Below are 23243 nucleotides of genomic sequence, written 5' to 3'. Positions count from 1 at the left end.
TTCCATGATTTTTAAGCGCGCTCTTCAACGTGAGTTGGCCAGCACAGCCGGTGCTGTGTTTACTATTCTCTTCACCATCGCAATCACCGTTCGACCGATTAAGATTCTCGGTATGGCCGCCAGCGGCAAGGTCGATTCTGATGATGTATTTACCCTGATTGGGTTTGCTGCACTCAATTTGCTCCCCATTATTATTGTATTAACGGGTTTTATTTCGGTGTTGATGGTGGTAACACGCAGCTATCAAGACTCGGAAATGGTGGTGTGGTTTGCCTCCGGGGTGAGCTTAACGAATTGGATCGTGCCGATTTTACGTTTTGCTGCACCGCTTTTCGTCTTGACTGCGCTCATGTCTTTCTTTGTTACGCCGTGGGCTAATCAGCACAGCGTGGAATATACCGATCGGTTCGAGCAACGCTCCGATATTGCCCGGGTATCTCCCGGCAAATTTCAGGAATCTGCGTCACGGGAACGGGTGTTTTTTGTCGAAGGCGTAGCTGGCGATTTATCTAAAGTAAGAAATATTTTTGTCAATACGATACAAAATGGTCGCCATAGCGTAGTCATCGCAAAAGAAGGCGAGATTGTGCTTGATAAATTCGGCGATAAATTTTTGATAATGCATCAAGGACGGCGCTATGACGGCGCACCTAATCAAACCGATTTTCAAATGATGCAGTTTGATCGCTACGGCGTGTTGGTTGATAGCGACACGAAAGCGTTAATTACCGAGAAAAAAGCCGAAGCATTGTCAATGTCCGAATTGTGGGCCGATCAAAATCCGATCAATATGGGCGAATTATTGTGGCGAATTTCCTTGCCAATTATGGGTGTTTTACTCATGGTGCTAGCGGTACCGTTGGGCTACGTGAATCCGCGTTCCGGGCGTTCGGCCAACTTCCTGCTAGCTCTATTTTTGTGTGTTTTTTACTACAACATGGTGCTGGTATCGCAAGCTTGGGTTAAACAATCCAAGTTCTCTTTGTTCTTGTCTTGGTGGCCGATACATTTGGCCTGCTTGTTACTGATTACCGTGTTGTTTGTCTGGCGCTTGAATGTAAATAGTCGGTATCACCCACTGCAAATATGGGCGCAGCTAGTGCGGAAAAAGCCTGCTTGCCAAGTGCCTCAAAGTGCGCAAGGAAGCGCGTCATGATGAATACCTTAGAAAAATATTTTGCCCGTGAAATTTCCCGTTCAGTGCTATTTGTGTTACTGGCGTTTGTCGCTTTACTGGCGTTTTTTGATATCGTCAATGAAGTTAAAAGTGTCGGAATCGGTGGTTATACCTTAGCCAATGCCTTGTACTACGTGTTTCTTGGCATTCCAGGCAATGTGTATGAATACATGCCGTTGGCAGCGTTGATCGGAACGATTTTTGTGATGGCGCAATTTGCCTCGCGCTCAGAATTCACCATTATGCGTGTGTCGGGTTTTTCGACATTCCAAGCGATTAAAATGCTGCTTAAAATTGGCTTGGCGTTTGTCGTAGTCACTTTTGTATTCGGTGAATTGTTTGCTCCTTATACGTTCAAAATGGCCGAGCGCTATAAAATTAGTGTTATGCCTAGCTCGCATAAACAAGATTTTCAATCGGGTTTATGGACTAAGGATTTAATTCGCACTGGAGGCTTAACCGGAGAAGTAATTGGCTCGCGGTTTTTAAATGTGAATATCGTTGACCCTAGCGGTAAATTAATTGGAATTGATTTTTATGATCTCGACACACAATTTCGTTTAATTAAGAAAGTGACTGCTGCAACTGCTGAGTATCAAGGCGGTTCAGTTTGGCGCTTGAGCCATGCGGAAGAAACCTATTTTCCATTGTCGTTAAACGACACGGAAATGACGCCGGTAGAAGTGAAAGAGTTGGACCACGTTGATTTAATCTCCGAAATTACCCCTGCGATTTTATTAGCTTCTTCAGCGGATAACGATACTGACCGCATGTCGGCTTACGACTTAAAACTGTATTCAAAACATTTAGTCGATAACAAACAAAGTGCAGAAAAATTTGAAATCGCATTTTGGAAGAAAGTTATTTACCCATTCGCTGTTTTAGTCATGATGGCACTGGCTTTGCCGTTTGCGTATTTGCATTTCCGATCCGGTGGCGTAAGTTTGAAAATTTTTACCGGAATTATGATCGGCGTTGGATTTTATTTATTGAATAATGTCTTCGCCCATATTGGCTTACTGCATACGTGGCCGCCTTTCGTTACCGCCGTATTGCCTAGCCTGTTATTCCTGGCCGCGGCCATGATGGCGTTGTGGTGGGTGGAAAATAACTAATGAGCGCGCCGCAAAATCAGCACCAGGCGCTGATTTTATTTGCGCATGGTGCACGTGATCCGCGCTGGGCTGAACCATTGGCGCGCTTGCAGCAATTAATTGCTGCGAGCGTTTCCTCATCGGTACATATTCATCAGGCTTTTTTAGAGCTAATGTCGCCAACGCTACCGGAATTGGTCGCGCAATTGGCAGCGCAACACTGCCAGGCTATTACCGTGGTACCGATATTTTTAGGGCAGGGCGGCCATGTGCGCCGCGATTTGCCGCAATTAATGACGCAACTTGAAGCACAATATCCACAGATTCAATTTAATCTAGCGACAGCGATTGGTGAAAATGAACGAGTATTAATGGCGATTGCCGAAGTTTGCGTTGCGAACCTATTCAAATCACTGTAAGGGAAATAATGCAACGTTATTTAGTGATGACCATCCGAACCCCGCAATTTCAAACTTCCGTCATTGACGCGCACTATGCATTTTTAGACCGCTTGAGACAGCAGGGGAAACTTGAATTAGCCGGCCCGTTTTCCGATAAATCTGGCGGGGCTTATTTAATTAAGGCTGCAAATCTTGACGAGGCTAGAGCCGTGGCCTTCAGTGATCCGGTGCATACCACGAATTCCTCCGACGTTACCGTTTACGAATGGAATGCAACGTAATTGAATTTGTTTGCTGTGTGAATGAATGCTCATTTTCAAAAATGCCTTAGGTGCAGTTGAAATATCTCATCGCCCCTCAAAAAAAGTAAACACATATGTTCGTAGAAAAATATCTTGAACGAATTCAATACCGTGGAAAAAGTACAATTCACGGTTCCCGATTGCTATGCGTATTTTTATTGTTAATGTCGAGTTGCGTATCGGCGTTTAATTCACGGCCTTCAGAGCAATCGACAATGACGCTGACTGATCATGCGCGCACCATCCCAATTCAACTCTATTTTCCAGCGCATAAAGAATCTTGCACGCCTACACAGCGCTGTCCGGTTGCTTTGGTGAGTGCTGGATATGGTGTAAGTAATCTGGCATATTCGTTCATCGCAGAATCGTTGACCGGGCTTGGATATTTAGTGGTCAGCATTCAGCATCAACTACCTGGCGATGCACCATTAACTAGTGATGGTGATATTTATAAAAATCGCACACCCAACTGGCAACGCGGTGCGCAAAATATTCGTTTTGTTCAACACTATTTGAGTTCCACGTACGCTGGGTTTGACTGGCAGCATCCAATACTAGTCGGTCATTCCAACGGTGGCGATATTTCAGCATGGCTGATCAAGGAATCCAGCACATTCGCTTCCGCGATCATCACTTTGGATAATCGGCGCGTGCCACTGCCACGTGGTGTTGCGCCGCGCGTACTGTCGATACGCGCTAGTGACTTTAGCGCCGATGAGGGTGTTCTTCCGACTGAAGATGAAGCGCTGCAATTTGGCACTTGTATCGTGAAAATAAACGGCGCACATCACAATGATATGCAAGATGACGGTAGCCCGGCATTGAAGAGTAAAATCACTCACGCAATTGAAACCTTCCTTCGTCCATCGGCTACCGATGGTAAGCAATATGCGTGTGATAGCAGCTCTTCTCTAGATTAATAATCTGCTGCGTGCCTTTTACATGATTCGATCGCAAGCCTCTACTTGCGGCTCGCTACTGTTTGAGTTGCGTCAGTTGATCAGTGCTTGCAGATGCATGAAGCCGGCAGCTTGCGCAAACTCAGGCAATCTCCAGATAATGCCGTTACCGCCCCAAGTGCCATCAGTCACGTCGTGCAGCACAACGGAAGTCGCTAGCTGCCGTTGCTCGCTCGTTGGTAAGGACTGTTTAAATGCTTCGTGAACTCGCGCCACATAGAGTGCCCGTGCCGCATCGTCCAGCACTCCCGCTGGCAGATAAATCATGGCAATGCAGGGGATAATCTGCTCAGTCATGTCGAGCGCGCCACAAGTCCATGAACCTGGCTCAACCTCGTCAATAATGATCCAACACATAAACCGTTTTTTAGGTTCATCAGGAATTTGTTCGGAAGAAGCAGCGGCATCATTGAGCCGTCGTACCAATGCCGTGCGGTGCTCAGGAGGAAAAGAACCCTTCGGAATTTTGACGAGGATGTTGGGCATGGTCAGCTTTCTATTAATTAATTGGAGCTTGTATTAAAACGTGATCTGACTCAAAATCACAGCGTCTGTTTTGACATATTTAAAGCTATTTCAGCCAATGATTGATTTCACTGTTTTGGTTCTGCCAGGCTCTTTTGCGTCAAGTGTGGCGCTGACTCTAGATATTTTATCGGCCGCAGCGTCGTTAGCCGAACGTGTAGGTTGTGCCAAACCGCGCTGGTGCGTGTACTCAGCAGAGGGAGGTGATGTTCAGCTCAGTAATGGCCTGAAAATTGAAGCTAAAGCGCTGCCAAAAACGATCCGCTCTGATGGCTCTGTCTGGGTGATACCAGGGCTAGGCGTTGATAACCCACGCGCAATAATGCAGCTCTTTACGCAGCCGGAGGTACTTCTTGCGATGAAAGCACTGCAAGGTCATGCGCGAGCTGGTGGGACGGTTGCTGCGTCGTGTTCAGCCGTCTTTCTGCTTCAGTCTACGGGTCTTTTAGTCGGGCGAAAAGTCACCACGTCGTGGTGGCTGGCGCCACTATTACAGAGAATGGAACCGCGCTGCATGGTCGATGCTGACCGGATGGTAATTAGCGATGGAGCAGTTGTGACTGCCGGTGCCGCATTTGCCCAGACCGATTTGATGCTACATCTTTTGCGCACCAGATTCAGCCCTGCGCTCTCCGATGCCGTGTCGCGTGCATTGTTGATTGATGGAAGACAATCTCAGGCGCAATTCATTGCTCCTGCCATGTTCGCTGATGGTAATGAACTGATCGCCAGGTTGGTGACGCGTTTCGAATTATCATTACCTAATCCGCCCAGCGTTTCTGTTCTCGCTGCTGAATTCAGTATGTCTGACCGTACTCTCTCACGTCATGTGCGGGCAGCGACCGGACGTAGTACTTCAGCCTTGTTGCAAAGCGTGCGACTCAGCAAAGCGCGGGTGCTGCTTGAAACAAGTAAATTGACGGTTGAGCAGGTAGCTGAGCGGGTAGGTTATGCTGATACAACCGCGCTCAGGCGCTTAATGCGCAAGGCGATGGGCGCAACGCCAAGGCAGTTTCGACCGGCAGTGTCTGACTGATTCGTCAGGATGAGGTCACTACGGAATGGTCGCAAAGTTGTAATTATTTCTGCTGTTTCTTGATCTGAGCACGCGCCAGCCCGGACATTGTATTGTCTTTTTTCGGGGTATTACTATTTATGTTCACGGTTGACTGTGTGTCGACGTCTTTATTAAAGTCAGCGAATGGATTTAGCTTAACCACTTTTTTCAAATCGCTCGCGATGACCGCAGAGTGATTCAATCCATCTTTAACCGTACTTACTGCATCGCTTGCTGTCATTGAAAAAGACAGTAGTAATGTGATGAAATATTCGATCATAAAATTTCCTTTTTTATTGAACTGCGAAGTGGTTTTTGCTCACGTATAGCCTGAGATTAAACCCACCTAAATCGTTTACTCGCCAAAACAAAAAGAAGTAACGTCCAGCCGGCAAGAATGGCTAGTGACGAACCCAGACTGGTCAGGCTGGCGCCGTCGTTGAAAACTGCTCGCAGCGCTTTTAGTAGCGGTGTTAGCGGCAAAATATCTGCGCCACGTTGCAACCAAACCGGTGCGGAATCTAATGAAAAATAGACGCCTGATAACAGCATCAGTGGAAGAAATACCATGTTTGAGAAGCCGCTATACACATCAACATTACGTGCAAAACTGGCCAATAAATAACCCATGCTGGTGAAGCAGGCTGAACCTAATACTAGCAATACCAGCAAACTCAAATAGCTGCCCTGATTGGTAATTCCGAAAACCAGCGCACCCACTAACATGAGCATTGCGGCGGCAGCGATCACGACAGTTAAGCGCACTCCAAGTTGGGCTGCGAGGTAGATATGACGTGGTAGCGGTGTAGTCGCGAGGCGTTTGTAGCCGCCTTTTTCTCGTAGCGTCACATCTACCATTCCGGTAGAAAATACGCCCATCATTAACAGATTTAACCCAAGTAGTCCCGGCAATAAATAGGCGGCATAGGGGCCGTCGTGGTGGCCGCCCGGGCTGGACATTACTACGGGTATGCGTGTTAGTTCAACTGTGCCGAGCGCGCGTGCCTGCACCATTAAAAATCCCTGCTGCACTAAGGAGACAACCGGCATTCCTTGTCCACTTAAGTAGGAGTTGACGCGCATGCTATAGCGCTCGCCCTGACGTTCTAATAGCGCTGGTAATTTTCCTTCTTTCCAGCGCTCTTCTGCTTGTGTGGGCGTTAGCATTTCTAATGTCAAACCGAGTTCAGCAAGTGCGTGTCGTAGCGATACATCTTCGCTCGAGTCTGCTGCCGTTTGTGACCAAACCAGCTTGATGCCGGAATTGGATGATCCGCCGAATATTGTCCCCATCCCCATTAGCATGACGATAGGAAAAGCGATCATCCAAAACATGGCGGAAGGAACGCGCAAATAGATTTTGAGACCCATTAATAACTGATTGAAAAAAATACGTGAGTACATGAGTTATTGCTCCTGTTATCAATTTTTAATCGCGCAAGCTACGTCCAGTGCGCTGTAAGAAAACATCTTCCAGGCTGGCGCGACGTACGTGGAGTTGTTGCATAGGCAGGTCTAGCGCTTCGACACAGCTCAATAATTGTTGCAGATCGCGCTTAGGGTCAGTCAACGGTACTGCCCAATGCTGAGCTTTAACTTCCACGTGCATTCCAAGACGTTCGGCAAATGGTTGTACATTCGGCACAGAGCCTTGGAATTCAATCTCGGCGTAACTTGGTTGATTCAGGCTGGCAATCAGTTCACGCGGAGTTCCCAATTGCAGTATCTGACCGTGATCCATGATGCCGATACGGTCACATAAAGCTTCGGCCTCATCCATATAATGTGTCGTCAAAAGTACGGTACGGCCTTCGCTTTTTAACTGGCGTACCAAGTCCCAAAGGCCTTGCCGCGCTTGAGGGTCCAGCCCGGTGGTTGGTTCATCGAGGAAGACCAGTTCAGGCTCATTCACCAAAGCCAGACCCAGTGCCAGTCGTTGACGTTGACCACCACTTAATTTGCTTTGATAAACTTCAGCCTTGTCTTCTAATTGCAACAGGCGCAGTAAGTCAGCAGGCTTGCGCGACTTGGCGTAATAGCAGCCAAACATTTCAAGCGCTTCACGGACTTTGACTTTGTCATCCAACTGAGTGCTCTGAAACTGCACCCCAATCCGGTTACGGATCGCAGCGCCTTGTTTACGCCAGTCCAAACCGAGAATGCGAATTTCCCCTGCATCTGGTTGCACCAGACCTTCCAGCATTTCCAGGCTAGTCGTCTTTCCGGCGCCATTTGGCCCCAATAGACCAAACACCTCGCCACTTTTCACCTGCAAATCTAAGCCACGAACCGCATGCACGTCACCAAACCGTTTTTGCAATCCGGTTGCTTCAATCGCTAATGCTGCCATTATTTATCTCTTGTGAGGGGGAATCAGAATGAACCTGGTCGTGTTGCTGAAACTCACCAGCTTTTGACACTATTTGTTTATGCGAGTTTGTTCATTGAATGGATTACAAATTTATATTGTTTGAAATCGTAAATTGATTATTTTTGCTTGTCTATACCCTATTTAGGGCATTTGCATAGCTGAGTAAGGAGCTTGATAATGCGCGGAGGAAATACAGCGCGGTCGATTTCCCACTTTTATGTGGGCAGCAAGAGCAATGTCAGCCCTTTTGAGCCTAAAAAACACTGCAACTATGCATAAATTTTATCCTAGACTAATAACGTTACTCTGGCCGAAAAGTGTCCATCTTGTTATGTTGATGTGTTGCTTATTGACACGAATATAAGGGTAATGCAGGAGTTCTATTCATAAAACACGGTCTTAACGGACAAAAATACTTCCGAGGTCGCTTGCATGGAGAATCAATTATTTTCGGGAATACATTCAATAGCGCCAAAGGTCCGCTTATTTAGCTTATTCGGCGCTATATGCCTGACTTGCCTGGTGTGTTTGAGTCCCTCGCCATTGCTAGCCGCAACCCTGTCAGTGCAAGTTACGGATAGCTTGGGCGCACCGCTGGAAGATGTCGTCGTGTACGCCGAACCGGTATCCGGCGAGAAGCTGCCGAAATCTGTGCGGGCAGTCGAAATTGCGCAAAAACATCGACAGTTCGTGCCGTTGGTTACTGTGGTGCAAGCTGGAACCGAGATAAGTTTTCCTAATCTAGATACGGTAAAACACCACGTTTACTCATTTTCTCCCACTAAATATTTTGATTTGCCGCTCTATTCAGGTATGGCTGCCAAACCGCAATTATTTGATCTGCCGGGCACAGTGGTTCTGGGTTGCAATATTCATGACAAAATGGTTGCCTATGTTCAAGTCGTGAATACACCGTATTTTGCTAAGACCGATGCTACCGGCAAGGTTAAGTTGAACGGCATTATTCCTGGCAAGTATCAGCTTAAGGCGTGGCATTTTATGTTGCCGCCGTTGGCGCAAGTGGTTACCCAGCCGATCAACATTGTGGGGGATGAAAATACTGCCTCGTTCAAGCTCAATGTAAAACAGGCAAAACCGGCGACTGAGGATTCCACTCCGATTCCATAATGAAGGTAACAATGCATTTCCGCACCCTAGAAAGCCGAATTGTTACTTTATTCCTTGCCCTGATACTGGTTGGGCAGGCGGTTAGTTTTTGCGTGATTCGCAATGGGATTATCGATAACGAGCAAGCGGCGATCCGTGACCAGTTGGCTTTGGGCGTGCCCTTATTTAATCGTCTGCTGGAACAAAAAGCGCAAACCTTGACGAGCAGTGCCCGTGCTGTTTCAAAAGATTACGGATTTCGCCAGGCGATCGCGTCCAACGATAAAGAAACCATTGAATCGGTATTGACCAATGCCGGGCAACGGATTAATGCATCGCTGACCTTGTTTATGGGGCTGGATCGCCAGATTAAGGCGACTACCACCAAGCAGCAGCCAGGCAGTTTGGAACAATCTATTTTGCTGTTGATTGATCAGGCTGAAGAAAAAGACGGTGCAGTAGGGATGAGTATTTTTGAAAATCGACCCTATCAGGTGTTGGTCGTACCGGTTCGCGCGCCAGTCACCATTGGCTGGATTGCGATGGCGTTTCCGCTCGACTTGAAGTTGGCGTCCGATATGCGCGATTTGTCGTCGCTGGATGTCTCTTTTATGGTTAGTGATAAAGACGGTGGTTGGCAGGCGGATGTATCGACCTTGTCGCAAGCCGATGCGAGCAGTGTAGCGTCTTTATTACAAGGCTTATCTGGCAAGGTCGCTGCGCTCATGCCATTACGTATTGCCAAAAGCGACTATAGCGTGCGCATTTTGCCGCTAGTGCAAAGTGTGGCCGGAGGGCAGGGCGCGATTGTCGTGTTGCAACGATCGATTGATGAAGCGATTGCGCCTTACCGGCAGCTACAAGTCAGTTTGATCATGATTACCGGCTTGGTGACATTCGTTGCCTTTATTTTGAGTTTTTTCGCAGCGCGGCGTATTGCCAGCCCGCTACGGGATTTGACGGCGATTGCCAAGCGCTTGGGCGATGGTGATTATCAAACCCAGATTGAAATTAAAGGCGACGACGAAATCCGTAAATTGTCGATGGCCTTTGAAAGCATGCGCGGCGGCATCGCCAAACATGAGTCGCAGATTCGGCGGCTCGCTTATTGGGATACGTTGACCAATCTGCCGAACCGCGCTCAATTTACCGTCATGCTGGATGAGGCAATTAAAAATTCGGCGCAACTGGTCAATGAGCCGGCGAACCAACAGACGAATCACGAGGAAAATAAGCGCACAAATCGGCGCACAAATCGGCACATACACAAGCAAACAAATCAGCAAACTAAAACTGGTCACATATTGATGATGGACCTGGATCGTTTTAAAAATGTGAACGATGTGCTGGGACATCATTTCGGTGATGAGTTGTTGCGTCAGGTGGCGCATCGGTTGACCAAAACGGTTGGAATTCACTACCCGGTAGCACGGCTGGGCGGCGATGAATTTGCGGTATTGCTACCGATGACCGACGTTTCGGAAGCGAAAGAAATTGCGGCGCGGGTGTTGAAGTCGCTTGAGTTGCCCATTTCGTTGGAAGACCAAACCGTTGATCTCGGTGCCGGGCTTGGCATTGCGGGTTTTCCACTGCATGGAACGGATGCCGAGTCGTTGATGAGCCGGGCCGAAGTCGCGATGTATGCCGCTAAAATAAATAGTAATGAAGCCGTTCTTTATGATCCGGCACTGGATAAGGCCAGCCAGCAGAATTTGTCATTGTTGAGTGAGCTACGGCGTGCGTTAGAGTGCAATGAATTTAAAATGTTTGTGCAGCCGAAACTGCGGATCGATACGGGCGAGTTTATTGGACTAGAAGCGTTGGTGCGTTGGGAACATCCGGAAAAAGGCATGATTTATCCTGACCAGTTCATTCCATTTTCGGAGCAAACTGGCTTTATCCGTGCTTTAACGCGCTGGATGCTGGAGCAGTCGGCCATGTTGTGCCGCGACTTAACTGCCTACGGAATCAACGCTAAGATATCGGTTAACTTGTCGACCCGCGATTTACTCGATCAGAATTTGCCCGCCAAATTTTCTGCCATGCTGGCACGCTATGCTGTTTCCGCATCCTCGTTTTGTCTTGAAATTACCGAGAGCTCGATCATGGATGATCCGGTGCGTGCCTTGCTGACTTTGGATGGCTTGCACGCGATGGGTGTTGATTTGTCGATCGACGATTTCGGTACCGGTTACTCGTCACTGGCGTATTTGAAGCGGCTGCCGGTCGATGAACTTAAAATAGACCAGTCCTTTGTGATGAATATGGAATCCGATATTGAGGACGCTAAAATCGTCCGCTCGACTATTGATCTTGGTCACAATATGGGGTTACGGGTGGTGGCGGAGGGAATTGAAAGCGAGGCTGTTTGGTGGCTGCTGGCGAAAATGGGCTGCGATCAAGGTCAGGGATATTTTATGAGCCGACCTATGCCAGCAGCGCAATTAATTGGCTGGATTGCGCAATGGGTTCCGCCTCGTATGAAGCGAGACACGGTTAGTAGTAAATGAATGAGTAGCGAATGAGTAAGTAGCAAAGAGTTCCGGCATTCAAAAACCAAGCACGGCTTGCATCCGGAATGTGGTGGCATGGGTTTGATCAAATACGTCAAACAAGATGGCGGCATTGTAGTTGATCACATTTTTCTCGCTTAATGCAATTTTTCCAAATAACGCTGGGCCGAGGCGGTGTGACTGATCTTTTTGCGCCGCCCAATGATCCCATTGGCCGAATTCGCCGAAACCCTGTATGCCTAAATCAACCGGCAGATTCAAGTGCTGCTTAACTTGCCATTGGTAACCCATCTGCATCGGATTGGAAAAATCGGCGAAGTAATTACGCTGAAATAATAAGTTGAAATTGATTTTTGTTAAACCTAATTCAGTTTGCAGCAGCGGGCCAAAAGTGAGTTGTTCACCAGCAGTACGATCGTGTTCGTATTCGATTTCGGTGTACAGGCCAACGTCGACGGGTGACTGGCTATTGGTAAGCAAGAACGTGTTTTGCCATGCGGCGGAATCGAACTCAGTAGCACCACTCCCTATTTTTACATAGCCCACATAAATTTCACTAAACCAGTTTTCGGTAAAACCGTAACCGAATCCTAGTGTTGATGCATCTTGGCTGGGCTGTCCTGTTTGTCCGAGTGAGCCCAGTTTAAAATCAATTTGGCGCAACCCGTTTTCAGAGTAGTTCGTCAAAATACTATCGTCTGGGTCAGCCAATACCGGAGTTGAAAACATTACCGCAATCAACGCACTGGAAGCGATGACTATTTTCATGTTGGCACCTGTTAAGCTGTTAATTAGGATGCGGGTAAGTCGGGAGTTAGGTCGATTGTTGTTATGATTAATGATCAATGTTTAGTATGCTTTTTCACGTACATTGCGGCATCAGCTTCTTGGATCAGGTCTGCTAGTGATGCATGTTTTTCTGAATCGTATTCGATTTGCCCAACACTAAAAGAAATGTCATAACCACGCTCTGCTTTTTTATTGTATTCGTCCAATTTTTGACGTAATCGTCGAATAACTTCTGAGCTACTTTCGTAGTTTGCATTAGTTAATAAAATGACGAATTCGTCGCCACCAAGCCGTGAAATTACATCACTGTCTCGAAAAATTAGCCTCAGTATTTCAGAGAATTTTTTAAGTGCGTAATCTCCCTCCGCATGCCCATAGGTATCATTAATTTTTTTGAACTTATTCAGATCAAAAAACAAAATCGAAGCAGGCTTATTAATTCTTTTGCAGACATTAAGTGCATGTTGTCCTAGTACTTCAAATCCCCGGCGGTTAGACAGCAAAGTCAACTCATCTAAGGTTGCCATTTGAACTGCGGCAATTTCTTGCTCTGCCATGCTAGCAAGATCGCGCAAAAGTTTACGGTCGTCTTCATTCAAATCACGAGGGGTCATATCAATTAAACATAGGGTGCCCAGTTTGCTTCCATTTGGAACCGTTAACGGGCAGCCTGCATAAAAGCGAATATGAGGATCGCTGGTGACTAATGGGTTATCGAAAAAACGCTCATCCGCAAGAGTATCGGGTACGGTAAAGATTTCGTCGGACAAGATTGCATGCCCACAAAATGAAATTTCCCTTGGAGTTTCACTTACCGATAATCCCATGCATGACTTAAACCATTGTCGATTTACATCGACCAGACTGACAAGCGCAATGGGCACATCAAAAATGCGTTTTGCCAACCGCGTTAATCGGTCAAATCGTTCCTCGGGTGCCGTATCTAATATATTGAATGATCGCAACGTGTCGATTCGGCTGACCTCATTGTCCGGTTTTTCTGGAATAAGCATTTAAGATTCCAATATATAAATTGAAACAGTCAATCTTTTTTAATAAGCTGGATTCATCTCAATCGGTCTAAATAATCATCTACATTTAAGATAGGTTAGATTGCAAATAATTACAATTTCTTATTATATCGGCGCAAATTAGATGTAATTATCTGGCTGAATCTATTCAATTACATATTTTGAATGCCCATATTTTTGCACATAGAAAGTCAGCAATGGGTTAGTGATGACGATCGTGTGGCATAGAGACTGGGAATAAAATATATTGTTTAAAAATAACTTTTGAGTTATTAAAACCGCATTTGATACGTTAGATTTTTTAAAACAATAGGGTGTATATAAAAAGGAGGAATTTTGAAGGGGGGATAATATGAATAAAGGGCCGCTAGGGCCCTTTATTTTGGTTCAGATCAACAAAAATTATGTCTCTTGATGATAAGCAGTAACCCGTTCCACTTCATTTTTAGAACCTAAAAATACCGGAACCCGTTGATGTAATTTTTCAGGTTGTACATCCAGCATGCGCTGTTTGCCATTGGTGGCGGCGCCGCCGGCCTGCTCAACTAACATCGACATCGGATTAGCCTCATACATCAAGCGTAATTTGCCGGCTTTATCCGGTTCACGCGCGTCGGCTGGGTACATGAAAATACCGCCGCGATTCAAAATGCGATGCACGTCGGCGACCATAGACGCAATCCAGCGCATATTGAAGTTTTTGCCGAGTGGGCCGGTGGAGCCTGCCAACATTTCATCAACATAACGTGTCACCGGTGGATACCAATGGCGCGTATTGGATGCGTTAATCGCAAACTCTTGTGTATCAACCGGGATTTTCATGTCGCGTTGCGTCAGCACCCAAGAACCCATTTCACGATCTAAGGTAAAGCAATTTACGCCGTGGCCTGTGGTGAGAACCAACAAGGTTTGCGGGCCGTACAGCGCATAACCGGCAGCTACCTGTTTGGAGCCAGCTTGTAAAAAGTCTTGTTCAGTCGGCGTTTCCATGCCTTCCGGCGCTTTTAATACTGAGAATATCGTGCCGATTGAAACGTTGACGTCAATGTTGGATGAGCCGTCCAATGGGTCGAACAACAACATGTATTCGCCTTTAGGATAACGGTTCGGGATTAAATGGATAGTTTCCATTTCTTCCGATGCCATGGCCGCTAAATGGCCGCCCCATTCATTGGCTTCCAACAGAATTTCGTTCGATAAAACGTCGAGTTTCTTTTGCACTTCGCCTTGAATATTCTCAGTTTCCGCGCTGCCCAACACTTCACCTAAAGCGCCTTTGCCCACGGCATGGCTAATGGTTTTACAGGCACGCGCCACTACCTCAATCAACAGCCGCAATTCAGCAGGGATGTTGTTGTTGAGGCGCTGTTCTTCGACTAGGTACTGCGTTAAGCTGATGCGTTTCATATGGTCTTTCTTCAATAGCTTGTTAATTAATTCGGTAGGGTGGGCACGGTTTTGTGCCCACGCGTAACCATTGATAAACAATGGATTTATTTGAAAATATTATTGATCGAACGTAACGCGTGGGCACGATGAACCTGTGCCCACCCTACGAAACTGGTATTCATTAAGCGGCAAGCGCCTTGGTCACAATTTCTAAAACATCTTTCGATAGATTTTTTGATGCCGCCACTTTTTGCAAAGCCGCTTGCATAAACTCTTGCAACGCCGGAGTGTATTTGCGCCAGCGATCTAAACTACGTGCCAAACGCGCCGCAACTTGCGGATTAATCGCGTTCAGTTCAATTACCAGATCAGCCCACAATGCATAACCGCTTCCATCGGCCGCGTGGAACTGCGACGGGTTGGCATTGCAGAAGGCAAAAATCAAACTGCGCGCCCGGTTCGGGTTGCTTAGGGTAAACGCAGGGTGCTTTAATAATTTACGCATTTTGGCGACATCGGTACTGCCAGCGCTGCCTTGCAACATAAACCATTTATCGATGACTAAAGCCTCTTGTTTAAAGTCGTTGTAAAACTGTTTCAGAGCATGTGCAACGGCTTTATTAGCTGACTTCGTGGCGTCTTTATGTGTACCGCCGGTTAAGATCTCTGCATTTACCATCGCGGCCAAGGCACCGATCCGGTCAGTCATATTTTTTGCGTTGGCACATTGGCTATCGGCTAATTCAAACGTGCTGGATTTAGGCCATTCTTGTAAATAGGCCAGCGCCAGATTTTTTAAGGCGCGCATTCCTGTGGAGCTCGCATCAGGACTGTATTTACCGGGTGTCAAATTGTTTTCATACGCAGTGAGTAAATCTGCTTTTAAATGACGGGTGATTTCGCTGCGCATAAAGTCGCGTGCGGCTTTGATGGCTTGCGGGTCGATCACATCCATCTGCTCTGCCACGTTGGTGGTGGAAGGCAATGTTAAAACTTGTTCGCGGAACGCTGCGTCCAAGGTGCTGTCATTTAAGGTTTTACGCAAAGCTTCAATGAACATCGTGTCCAGCTCTAACGGTTGTTGCACTTGCACCGCTGCAGTCAGTTTCAATAAGCGTCGCATAGCTAACCGTTGACCGGCTTCCCAGCGATTAAAGGCGTCGCTGTCGTGCGCTAATAAATGCGCTAACTGGTCATCAGAGTAGTCCATTTCCAATTCCACCGGCGCAGAGAAATTGCGCAAAATGGATGGCGTTGGTTGCTCGGTGACGTTGGTAAAGTGGAATACCTGTTTGGCTTTAGTGATTTCCAATACCAAGGTAGTACTGTCGGTTGGATTAGCCTGTTCCTGGCAATGCAAAGGCATGTCCTGACCCGCTGCATTTAGCAAGCCGACGGCCACAGGAATATGGAACGGCTGTTTTTTATCTTGTCCTGCAGTTGCTGGGCAAGATTGGGTGAACGTCATCTCGAAAGTCTGTTTGGCTGCGTCGTATTTTGTAGCAACTTTTAAACGCGGTGTGCCAGATTGGCTGTACCAGCGTTCAAACTGGGTCAAATCACGACCACTGGAGTCTGCCATCGCCGCGCGGAAATCGTCGCAGGTAACTGCTTGACCATCGTGGCGTTTAAAGTAGAGATCCATCCCTTTTCTAAAGCCTTCATGGCCCAGCAAGGTGTAATACATGCGCACAACTTCCGCACCTTTTTCATACACGGTGACACTGTAGAAGTTGTTGATTTCCACATACGATTCAGGGCGTACCGGATGCGACATCGGTCCTGCATCTTCCGGAAACTGTGCTTGGCGTAATACGCGCACATCGGCAATCCGGTTGACGGCGCGGCCGCTGTTGGTGCCGATCATGTCAGCAGAAAATTCCTGATCGCGGAATACGGTTAAGCCTTCTTTTAAGGATAACTGGAACCAGTCGCGGCAAGTAACGCGGTTGCCGGTCCAGTTATGAAAATATTCGTGTCCAACTACCGATTCAATACCGGCATAATCCGCATCCGTCGCGACTTTGGAGTTGGCTAACACGTACTTGGTATTGAAAATATTCAAGCCCTTGTTTTCCATCGCGCCCATATTAAAATCAGACACGGCAACGATCATGAAGCGTTCTAAATCCAGTTCCAGGCCGAAGCGTTGTTCATCCCAGAATATGCTGTTTTGCAGGGAGTCCATGGCGTGCTGGGTTTTATCCAGATTACCTTTTTCTACCCATACTTGCAGCAAGGCTTTACGGCCCGATTGTAGTTTAATTTTTTCTTCCTGGCAGACTAATTTACCGGCAACCAATGCGAATAAATACGACGGTTTTTTAAACGGATCTTCCCATTTGGCGAAATGGCGGCCATCGCTCAATTTGCCTTTTTCTATCAGGTTTCCGTTTGACAGCAGCACCGGATATTTCTTCTTGTCGGCGCGCAGCATGACGGTAAACTTAGCCATCACATCTGGGCGATCTTGGAAGTAGGTGATTTTGCGGAAACCTTCGGCTTCGCATTGGGTGAAAAAATTATCGTTAGAAACGTATAAGCCAGATAAGGAGGTATTTTTGATCGGGGAAATCTGGGTTTCGATGTCTAAGATAATTTCATTCGGCGGATTAAAAATCCGTAATGAGTGTTTATCAATCTCATAGGCGGTACGGGCTAGTTTTTGACCATTCATGCGGATCTGGACTAATTTTAATGATTCGCCAAATAAAATCAGGTCTTTTTCTGTGCTCTCCGTATTCCGTTTTAAGGTAGTCCGAGTCGAGACGACAGTGGATTTAGGATCAAGATCAAAACCCATCTCAACGGTGTCCACCCAAAAACTTGGGGCCGTGTAATCTTTGCGGTAAATGGTCAGGTTACTGTCAGTGTTAGTGTCTGTGCGCATAGGTATTGTGGTTATTTTAGGGGCAAGCCAATATTCTACCAATGTAGTGGGATTAACATATAAAATTCCGTCTATGAGCGCAAAAATAAGAAGCATTTTTTTACAAAATGAAACATTTGAGCGTCATTTTTATAGCATCATCAATAACAATTGCAAAAAAAGGAGAAGATCGTGAAAAGAAGTTTAATTTTATTTACCGTAGTTTTAACCGCACTACTGGCTGGTTGTGCGGCGCCTTCGGTGGTCAGCAACGTTACTGTATTTCATACCTTAACTGGCACTGAAACAAATAAAACATACATGGTAGAAGCGACTCCTGAGCAAGCGAATAACCTTGAATTTAGTAGTTACGTAACACTGTTAAACCAAGAATTACAGCATGTTGGTTATGTGATGGTGAATAAAGATCCGAGCTTAAAAGTTTCGCTCAACTATGGCACTACCCAGGCAGTCGCAAGCTCTTTGCAACCTGCGCCGATTTATGGCCCGTATGGATTCCGTCACGGACCTTATTACGGTTCTGGCTGGCAAACATCGGTTGATACCGTCTTCATGCATCACATGGAAGTGTCGATTAGTCGTATAGCCGACGGTAAAAATATCTACACCGTGCGCAGTCGTTTAATGAGTCCTAATCCGGAATTATCGATCAGCATGGACTATTTAATGGACAGCGCTTTCCAGAATTTCCCTGGTAAAAACGGATCAACAGAAACCATTACATTGCCGGTTCATCAGTAATCAGGTCGTTGAATAAAAAAAGCCTGACTAACGATTCGTTAGCCAGGCTTTTTTTATTCGCGATCGTCAATGACTGATTGTAAAGCCCTATCAACAACCGGCTCATCGCTAATCATCTGCGCTTTTCCTGAGCGGAAAATATCGAGTAGCTCTTCCGATGAAATAGAAAAAGCGTCATGTCCCTGGCGGTTGGTGAAAATAAAGCGGCTACGACGCGGGCTGACCCAGGCCAGTTTGAAGCGCACTACGGAGCCATTATTGCGTGTGAAATCAAACCAGCTGCCGCGTTCAATTTGATCAATAAAGAACACAAACTGATCCGGCATAGTGTGCTCATGCTTGTTCTTTTTCAGGCTGCGTTCGCTGGCTTTTTGCGCCACATTCACGGCCATTTCAACTTGGCGACGGGTGGATACCTCTAATGGCGCACGTGCAATGCTGGCGTGCCGTTCAGCGAGTTTGGAGAAGAAAATAACACGACTAGGGTCTTCCCATTTAATCGCATTCAACCAAGTATTTAGCGAGCTCAATAAAGCCGGTAATTTATTTACCAGCTCGTGTCGTTCTTCAACGCTATTTTTGGTTTTTACGCTCCAGATCAAGTCGTCCATCGTCTTCAACGTCCGCTCCAGTGCTTGGGGCTTTTGTTCTTTGACGGTGTGTGCCAACACTAAAATATTGACCCATTGCTGCTCTAAAAACGCCTCAATAAAACCGGCCACTTCACCGGTATCGGTGCGGGTGGCGACGTCATTGGTCGCTAGTTCACGCGCCTGGCGAATTTTTTCTTGCTGAATTGCTTGGGCAATCGGTTCTTCAATTGCTTTTTCGGAGAGTCGTTCTTCTTCTTCAATAAACTGGGTTAAATCTGCGGCAACATCAGAAAACAATTCCAGTTGTTGATCAAATTCTTTTTGAACCCGTTCCACCGTTCTGGCGATCATTTTATATAAAGGATCGTCCACCCCTTTATCGGGGTTCCAGGTAACGCTGGATTTGGCTAGTGTATCAATCAACACCCGTGCCGGATGGGTTTGTTTAAAGAAGAATTCCCGATCAATTAGCGCCGCTTTTAACGTCGGAATCTGTAACTGACCAATGAGATTTTTAAGGTCGGTTGGAATGTGCGGATCGGAAAAAACATAATCAAAAATCTTCGCCAGCAAACCGATAGTATTGTTATCGATTTGAGTAATAGTATTTTCAGGCGCCTGTTCAACAATGCCGCGCAAGGTGGGGGCATTTTGCGCCGCCGGCCCGAGTGCTGCACCGGTGGCCTGCACGCTGGTGAGATACTCAAATAACTCCCGACCTATCGTGACGGTTCCCTGTTTGCCTAACGCTATATTTTGGGTTTCGTCCAGAGGATTTCTTGCGTCATCCGGAAAACCAGAACCAGACCCAGAGCCCGAACCCGAACCAGAGCCCGAACCAGAGCCCGAACCAGAGCCCGAACCAGAGCCCGAACCAGAGCCCGAACCTTGCCCCGAACCGTAACCTTGACCAGACGCTTGGTGTTGACCGGAGCCTTGTCCTTGCTCACCCTGAGCGGCATCCCCCTGGTTGGCATATAAAATGCCCTTGATTTTACTTTCAAAAAAAGGATCAACGGCCAGCTTTTTTGATAGTGTAGACGAAGTTGAATTGGCTAGACTTTGATGTTTGTTTACGCGCAGCAGGTCGGTCGCTTTGGGCAAAATACCGCGTTCAATTAAGGCGTTATTTAATTCGCGCAGAACAGGGTTTAACTGTAAAAACATTTCCGGCCGCAGTATGCGTAAAATCATGTGATGTGAATCGGATACTGGTTCAAATTCACACCAGGCTTTATAAATCGCTTTTAAAAAAACTTCTGGGCGGAATGGATTGTATCTAACATTAATCTGTTCAATTTTTAATAGATGACTAATGCGTAAATTGAGCTTAACCAACTCATCGGCATTATCTAATTCGATCGATTGACTAAGGGTTTCCAGTAAAACCTTGTTTTCCATTTCGTCAAAGGTAACCAATGCCAATGAAGAGTCATCTTCCAGCTGCCGTGGTTTATGGCCTTTTTCTAAAATTCTCACTTCATGGGCAAATAGCTCGCTCAGTTTGCTTGAGGCTAAACGATAAAACGCCGAACTATTTTTCTTTAAATGATTGTAGGAGTGGAAGCTGATATTTGCTTCTTCAGGACGTACCGACTGATCCGAAAGACGAAACAGTGCCTCACCTAAGCGCAGTGAAAATCCTTCAAGTTGCGTAGCTGTCAGGCTGGTGGCAATGGGAACTAAGCTCTGTAAAATTACAATGCGGCTCGAATGCGACATTCCCTTTTTGGGTGGTTGGTGTTCTGTAATCATTTAAAAGTAAATTTATACAAATGCGCTTATTCAAGGTTTAAATCAAAATTCTAAAAGCGGATCAAGAACAGCTTTAAGACCAGTACGCTTCAGAAGCCCAAGTGATGACGCCGATTAAAAAAACACTAAACAGTAAGACCATCAGCAGCCGTCCGAATTTAGGATTTCCTTCATCTTTGGTAGTTTTTTTTCTGGCTATTTCAGTTTGTTCCGGTACTTGTGACATGGCTTACTTCCTCGCTGCGTTGTGCTTGCGTGCTTACATCCATTATTTACTCACTAATCAGCTCGCATCGGGTATTAAAATACTGCACCCCGTAGTTTTGCGTGCTTCCAGTTCACGATGTGCTTTGCCGACATCGGCCAGCGCATACCGTTGATTAATATGAACGATTAGTTTTTTTGTTTCAATCATGGCAAATAGCTCTGCTGCCATCTGTTCTAAATCAGAACGCACTGCTGTGTAATGCATCATAGACGGGCGAGTAATGAATAGCGAGCCACGGCTAGCCAGTTCACTCAAATTAAAGTCGGGAACCGGCCCTGACGCATTACCGAAACTGACCATGGTTCCTAGCGGCGATAAACAATCAAGTGAGCCAAAAAAAGTGTCTTTGCCTATCGAGTCATACACCACGGATACACCGCGTCCTGCGGTTATTTCTTCTACCCGTTCAACAAAATTTTCTTCGTTATAGTTAATAACGTGCGCGCAGCCATTGGCTTTAGCTAATGCTGCTTTGGCGGCACTACCAACGGTGCCTATCATAGTGACGCCCAATGCTTTGGCCCACTGGCAGGCTAGCAAGCCAACGCCGCCAGCTGCTGCGTGAAATAAAATGGTTTGGCCTGATTGGATTTTATACGTACGACAAAATAAATACTGAACGGTTAGTCCTTGCAGCATGACCGCTGCGGCGACATCGAAGCTTATCGAGTCGGGCAATTTGACCAACACGCTGGCCGGCATAATTCGGCGTTGCGCATAAGCGCCTGGCGGACCGCCTGCATAGGCTACCCGGTCTCCGACCTTGACGTGATGCACATCTGGCCCTACCGCTTCTACTATCCCTGCGCCTTCTACACCCAAGCCAGTTGGCAACAGTTGTTTATATAGCCCGGTCCGATGGTAGACATCAATAAAATTTAAGCCGCAGGCTTTGTGCTGAATGCATACTTCGCCTGCACCTGGCGTGCCTATCGCCACATCCATCAGTTGCATCACTTCTGGGCCGCCAGTTTGCGCGATTCTGATTGCTTTATTCATCTCGGCTTCTTTTCGGTAAAAAATATCCAATCGCACTTGTTGCGTGCTACCAGTGTAGTACCTCGAACGGCTAAACCCAATAGATGTCTGATGCAACACACACATTACCATGTGGCAACTAATATACAGTAGTCGCAAGGGGTAAAGTCGTTACAGAATGCAACAAAAGAAATTTATCACTACAAGTTTCATTGTTTTTAAGGATAAAAATAATGCTACTGCGTAGTGGAAAGTTCTAAAGTTGTCAACGTGCAATTGTAAACGATTGTGAGGTAATTGTTAAATTCAGCCTAATTATTTCTTGATACATTTCAAGCTGCAAACAATGTTGCCTATAGAGAACAGCTATTTTATAATTCGCGGCATATTGTGAAAATTATTTTGCATAAAAATTAAAAAGAGACACCATGAAAAAATTACTGCAGTTAATGACAGTATTGTTGGAACTGGACCGGCAGTTGTCGGAGGCGATGTACTAGTTGTTAATTACACTGGCTGGCTGTATCAAACGGGTGCCGCAAATGACGAAGGTACTCAATTTGGAACATCTGCAGGCGGTCAGGCACTTCAGTTTCAAATTGGTGCTAACCCGAGCCAGGTTATTGCAGGTTGGGATCAAGGCTTGCTTGGCATGCAAGCTGGTGGTGTGCGTACACTCACAATTCCTAGTGCAATGGCATATGGGGCGTGTGCTCCGGTGGGAAGTAATATTCCTCCGAATTCAGCCTTGGTTTTTACGGTTTCTTTAGTTAGCGTCTCTCCTTAGTGTTTTTGTGAGATTGAGTAAATCAGATCAACTGGTCTGATTTGCGCTGAATTTAAGGTTAAATTTGGGGTAAAGATAGCTCAGTCATATACTCCCAATTTTAATTAAAAAAATTAACGTATCCAATGGGTTTCCTGTTGATGGAAAAAGTATTTTTTGACAGTATATTTTAACGTCAAAGTATAATAATGCTCATAGCTCATAAATGTGAAAAGTATGCTCCGGTATGCTAAAATATGATTAGGCATTACCTGTTGTGCACCTAATTATTCCTGAGTTTAAAAACTACTAGTTACCACGGACTTACCATGAAAAAATTGATCGCTTTATTTGCTGCCTTATGTGTAGCTGCTACTTTCTCGATGGGCAGCGCTTTTGCTCAAGCACCTGCTCACGCAACTCACCATGCAAAACATGCAAAACATGCCAAAACATCGGCGCACAAAAAAGCACATAAAAAAGCGCATAAAAAATCGGCTAAGAAGCATCACGCTTAATACGCTTGTTGTAAGCAAT

At 46.3% G+C, this 23243-nt stretch carries 22 protein-coding genes; 11 read left to right on the top strand and 11 right to left on the bottom strand.

Going from position 1 to position 23243, the window contains the following annotated elements; translation table 11 throughout:
• The first annotated feature begins 4 nt into the window (after positions 1–4).
• From lptF to S2091_RS02220, 5 genes are all read left to right on the top strand, one after another.
• The gene (gene lptF, locus S2091_RS02240) at positions 5–1156 is read left to right on the top strand and encodes an LPS export ABC transporter permease LptF (RefSeq protein ID WP_105530123.1); all 1152 of its coding nucleotides are present in this window, start codon (positions 5–7) and stop codon (positions 1154–1156) included.
• Entirely contained in the window at positions 1156–2292 is a 1137-nt protein-coding gene (lptG, locus tag S2091_RS02235; protein ID WP_105530206.1) for an LPS export ABC transporter permease LptG, read from the top strand. The genes lptF and lptG overlap by 1 nt, the downstream gene beginning before the upstream one ends.
• Complete coding sequence (locus S2091_RS02230; RefSeq protein ID WP_105530122.1) at positions 2292–2690, top strand: sirohydrochlorin chelatase; 399 nt, start codon at positions 2292–2294, stop codon at positions 2688–2690. The genes lptG and S2091_RS02230 overlap by 1 nt, the downstream gene beginning before the upstream one ends.
• Before the next feature lie 8 nt (positions 2691–2698).
• The gene (locus S2091_RS02225; protein WP_105530121.1) at positions 2699–2953 is read left to right on the top strand and encodes a YciI family protein; all 255 of its coding nucleotides are present in this window, start codon (positions 2699–2701) and stop codon (positions 2951–2953) included.
• A gap of 95 nt (positions 2954–3048) precedes the next feature.
• Positions 3049–3894, top strand: coding sequence for an alpha/beta hydrolase (locus tag S2091_RS02220; RefSeq protein ID WP_165794885.1), 846 nt, complete (start codon positions 3049–3051; stop codon positions 3892–3894).
• 72 nt (positions 3895–3966) lie between these two features.
• On the opposite strand, the gene S2091_RS02215 is transcribed toward S2091_RS02220, so the two are convergent.
• Positions 3967–4419 (bottom strand): tautomerase family protein, encoded by a 453-nt coding sequence (locus S2091_RS02215; protein ID WP_105530119.1) that lies wholly within the window; start codon positions 4417–4419, stop codon positions 3967–3969.
• A gap of 97 nt (positions 4420–4516) precedes the next feature.
• Between S2091_RS02215 and S2091_RS02210 the strand changes: the two genes are divergently transcribed.
• A complete protein-coding gene (locus S2091_RS02210; protein ID WP_105530118.1) occupies positions 4517–5494 on the top strand; it encodes a GlxA family transcriptional regulator in 978 nt (325 codons plus the stop codon).
• Positions 5495–5537: 43 nt separating this feature from the next.
• On the opposite strand, the gene S2091_RS02205 is transcribed toward S2091_RS02210, so the two are convergent.
• Genes S2091_RS02205 through S2091_RS02195 form a run of 3 tightly spaced genes read right to left on the bottom strand, consistent with a single transcriptional unit; the run spans position 5538 to position 7865 of the window.
• A complete protein-coding gene (locus tag S2091_RS02205) occupies positions 5538–5795 on the bottom strand; it encodes a hypothetical protein (protein WP_105530117.1) in 258 nt (85 codons plus the stop codon).
• Between the two features lie 56 nt (positions 5796–5851).
• Positions 5852–6919, bottom strand: coding sequence for an ABC transporter permease (locus tag S2091_RS02200; RefSeq protein WP_105530116.1), 1068 nt, complete (start codon positions 6917–6919; stop codon positions 5852–5854).
• 25 nt (positions 6920–6944) lie between these two features.
• Positions 6945–7865 (bottom strand): ABC transporter ATP-binding protein, encoded by a 921-nt coding sequence (locus tag S2091_RS02195; RefSeq protein ID WP_105530115.1) that lies wholly within the window; start codon positions 7863–7865, stop codon positions 6945–6947.
• Positions 7866–8318: 453 nt separating this feature from the next.
• Between S2091_RS02195 and S2091_RS02190 the strand changes: the two genes are divergently transcribed.
• Both S2091_RS02190 and S2091_RS02185 read left to right on the top strand, forming a co-directional pair.
• Positions 8319–9014: a methylamine utilization protein gene (locus S2091_RS02190; protein ID WP_243405282.1), complete on the top strand. Its 696-nt coding sequence runs from the start codon at positions 8319–8321 to the stop codon at positions 9012–9014.
• Positions 9015–9025: 11 nt separating this feature from the next.
• Positions 9026–11503, top strand: coding sequence for a putative bifunctional diguanylate cyclase/phosphodiesterase (locus tag S2091_RS02185; RefSeq protein WP_105530204.1), 2478 nt, complete (start codon positions 9026–9028; stop codon positions 11501–11503).
• A gap of 39 nt (positions 11504–11542) precedes the next feature.
• Here S2091_RS02185 and S2091_RS02180 read toward each other — a convergent pair whose 3' ends face one another.
• The 4 genes from S2091_RS02180 to pepN all read right to left on the bottom strand — a co-directional run bounded on the left by S2091_RS02180 (position 11543) and on the right by pepN (position 17605).
• Positions 11543–12274 carry a hypothetical protein gene (locus S2091_RS02180; RefSeq protein WP_105530114.1) on the bottom strand — a complete coding sequence of 244 codons (732 nt, stop codon included), beginning with the start codon at positions 12272–12274 and terminating at the stop codon, positions 11543–11545.
• Between the two features lie 74 nt (positions 12275–12348).
• Positions 12349–13308 (bottom strand): sensor domain-containing diguanylate cyclase, encoded by a 960-nt coding sequence (locus S2091_RS02175; RefSeq protein ID WP_105530113.1) that lies wholly within the window; start codon positions 13306–13308, stop codon positions 12349–12351.
• Positions 13309–13728: 420 nt separating this feature from the next.
• Complete coding sequence (locus S2091_RS02170) at positions 13729–14733, bottom strand: class 1 fructose-bisphosphatase (RefSeq protein WP_105530112.1); 1005 nt, start codon at positions 14731–14733, stop codon at positions 13729–13731.
• Between the two features lie 163 nt (positions 14734–14896).
• Positions 14897–17605 carry an aminopeptidase N gene (pepN, locus tag S2091_RS02165; protein ID WP_105530203.1) on the bottom strand — a complete coding sequence of 903 codons (2709 nt, stop codon included), beginning with the start codon at positions 17603–17605 and terminating at the stop codon, positions 14897–14899.
• A 171-nt stretch (positions 17606–17776) separates the two neighbouring features.
• Between pepN and S2091_RS02160 the strand changes: the two genes are divergently transcribed.
• On the top strand, positions 17777–18346 hold the full coding sequence (locus tag S2091_RS02160; RefSeq protein WP_105530111.1) for a DUF4136 domain-containing protein: 570 nt from the start codon (positions 17777–17779) through the stop codon (positions 18344–18346).
• 53 nt (positions 18347–18399) lie between these two features.
• On the opposite strand, the gene S2091_RS02155 is transcribed toward S2091_RS02160, so the two are convergent.
• The 3 genes from S2091_RS02155 to S2091_RS02150 all read right to left on the bottom strand — a co-directional run bounded on the left by S2091_RS02155 (position 18400) and on the right by S2091_RS02150 (position 21961).
• Positions 18400–20694 (bottom strand): DUF1631 family protein, encoded by a 2295-nt coding sequence (locus S2091_RS02155; protein ID WP_105530110.1) that lies wholly within the window; start codon positions 20692–20694, stop codon positions 18400–18402.
• A 73-nt stretch (positions 20695–20767) separates the two neighbouring features.
• On the bottom strand, positions 20768–20920 hold the full coding sequence (locus S2091_RS23935; protein WP_165794884.1) for a hypothetical protein: 153 nt from the start codon (positions 20918–20920) through the stop codon (positions 20768–20770).
• A gap of 57 nt (positions 20921–20977) precedes the next feature.
• On the bottom strand, positions 20978–21961 hold the full coding sequence (locus tag S2091_RS02150) for a quinone oxidoreductase family protein (protein WP_105530109.1): 984 nt from the start codon (positions 21959–21961) through the stop codon (positions 20978–20980).
• Between the two features lie 385 nt (positions 21962–22346).
• Here S2091_RS02150 and S2091_RS02145 point away from each other — a divergent pair, with 385 nt between their 5' ends.
• Together S2091_RS02145 and S2091_RS02140 are read left to right on the top strand one after the other, a co-directional pair.
• Positions 22347–22727 carry an FKBP-type peptidyl-prolyl cis-trans isomerase gene (locus S2091_RS02145; RefSeq protein ID WP_105530108.1) on the top strand — a complete coding sequence of 127 codons (381 nt, stop codon included), beginning with the start codon at positions 22347–22349 and terminating at the stop codon, positions 22725–22727.
• A gap of 308 nt (positions 22728–23035) precedes the next feature.
• On the top strand, positions 23036–23224 hold the full coding sequence (locus tag S2091_RS02140) for a hypothetical protein (protein WP_105530107.1): 189 nt from the start codon (positions 23036–23038) through the stop codon (positions 23222–23224).
• Positions 23225–23243 lie beyond the last annotated feature (19 nt).

The organism is Solimicrobium silvestre, from assembly GCF_002976435.1.
Classification (GTDB): domain Bacteria; phylum Pseudomonadota; class Gammaproteobacteria; order Burkholderiales; family Burkholderiaceae_D; genus Solimicrobium; species Solimicrobium silvestre.
This window is presented reverse-complemented; position numbering and strand designations above follow the sequence as displayed.

What these genes read in the sequence shown, in the direction of transcription:
- S2091_RS02185 (WP_105530204.1), top strand. Translation starts at nt 9,026, where the DNA reads ATGCATTTCCGCACCCTAGAAAGCCGAATTGTTACTTTATTCCTTGCC.
- S2091_RS02175 (WP_105530113.1), bottom strand. Translation starts at nt 13,308, where the DNA reads ATGCTTATTCCAGAAAAACCGGACAATGAGGTCAGCCGAATCGACACG.
- S2091_RS02140 (WP_105530107.1), top strand. Translation starts at nt 23,036, where the DNA reads ATGAAAAAATTGATCGCTTTATTTGCTGCCTTATGTGTAGCTGCTACT.
- S2091_RS02195 (WP_105530115.1), bottom strand. Translation starts at nt 7,865, where the DNA reads ATGGCAGCATTAGCGATTGAAGCAACCGGATTGCAAAAACGGTTTGGT.
- S2091_RS02210 (WP_105530118.1), top strand. Translation starts at nt 4,517, where the DNA reads ATGATTGATTTCACTGTTTTGGTTCTGCCAGGCTCTTTTGCGTCAAGT.
- S2091_RS02170 (WP_105530112.1), bottom strand. Translation starts at nt 14,733, where the DNA reads ATGAAACGCATCAGCTTAACGCAGTACCTAGTCGAAGAACAGCGCCTC.
- S2091_RS02215 (WP_105530119.1), bottom strand. Translation starts at nt 4,419, where the DNA reads ATGCCCAACATCCTCGTCAAAATTCCGAAGGGTTCTTTTCCTCCTGAG.
- S2091_RS02190 (WP_243405282.1), top strand. Translation starts at nt 8,319, where the DNA reads ATGGAGAATCAATTATTTTCGGGAATACATTCAATAGCGCCAAAGGTC.
- lptF (WP_105530123.1), top strand. Translation starts at nt 5, where the DNA reads ATGATTTTTAAGCGCGCTCTTCAACGTGAGTTGGCCAGCACAGCCGGT.
- S2091_RS23935 (WP_165794884.1), bottom strand. Translation starts at nt 20,920, where the DNA reads ATGTCACAAGTACCGGAACAAACTGAAATAGCCAGAAAAAAAACTACC.
- S2091_RS02230 (WP_105530122.1), top strand. Translation starts at nt 2,292, where the DNA reads ATGAGCGCGCCGCAAAATCAGCACCAGGCGCTGATTTTATTTGCGCAT.
- lptG (WP_105530206.1), top strand. Translation starts at nt 1,156, where the DNA reads ATGAATACCTTAGAAAAATATTTTGCCCGTGAAATTTCCCGTTCAGTG.
- S2091_RS02205 (WP_105530117.1), bottom strand. Translation starts at nt 5,795, where the DNA reads ATGATCGAATATTTCATCACATTACTACTGTCTTTTTCAATGACAGCA.
- S2091_RS02220 (WP_165794885.1), top strand. Translation starts at nt 3,049, where the DNA reads ATGTTCGTAGAAAAATATCTTGAACGAATTCAATACCGTGGAAAAAGT.
- S2091_RS02155 (WP_105530110.1), bottom strand. Translation starts at nt 20,694, where the DNA reads ATGATTACAGAACACCAACCACCCAAAAAGGGAATGTCGCATTCGAGC.
- S2091_RS02200 (WP_105530116.1), bottom strand. Translation starts at nt 6,919, where the DNA reads ATGTACTCACGTATTTTTTTCAATCAGTTATTAATGGGTCTCAAAATC.
- pepN (WP_105530203.1), bottom strand. Translation starts at nt 17,605, where the DNA reads ATGCGCACAGACACTAACACTGACAGTAACCTGACCATTTACCGCAAA.
- S2091_RS02225 (WP_105530121.1), top strand. Translation starts at nt 2,699, where the DNA reads ATGCAACGTTATTTAGTGATGACCATCCGAACCCCGCAATTTCAAACT.
- S2091_RS02150 (WP_105530109.1), bottom strand. Translation starts at nt 21,961, where the DNA reads ATGAATAAAGCAATCAGAATCGCGCAAACTGGCGGCCCAGAAGTGATG.
- S2091_RS02180 (WP_105530114.1), bottom strand. Translation starts at nt 12,274, where the DNA reads ATGAAAATAGTCATCGCTTCCAGTGCGTTGATTGCGGTAATGTTTTCA.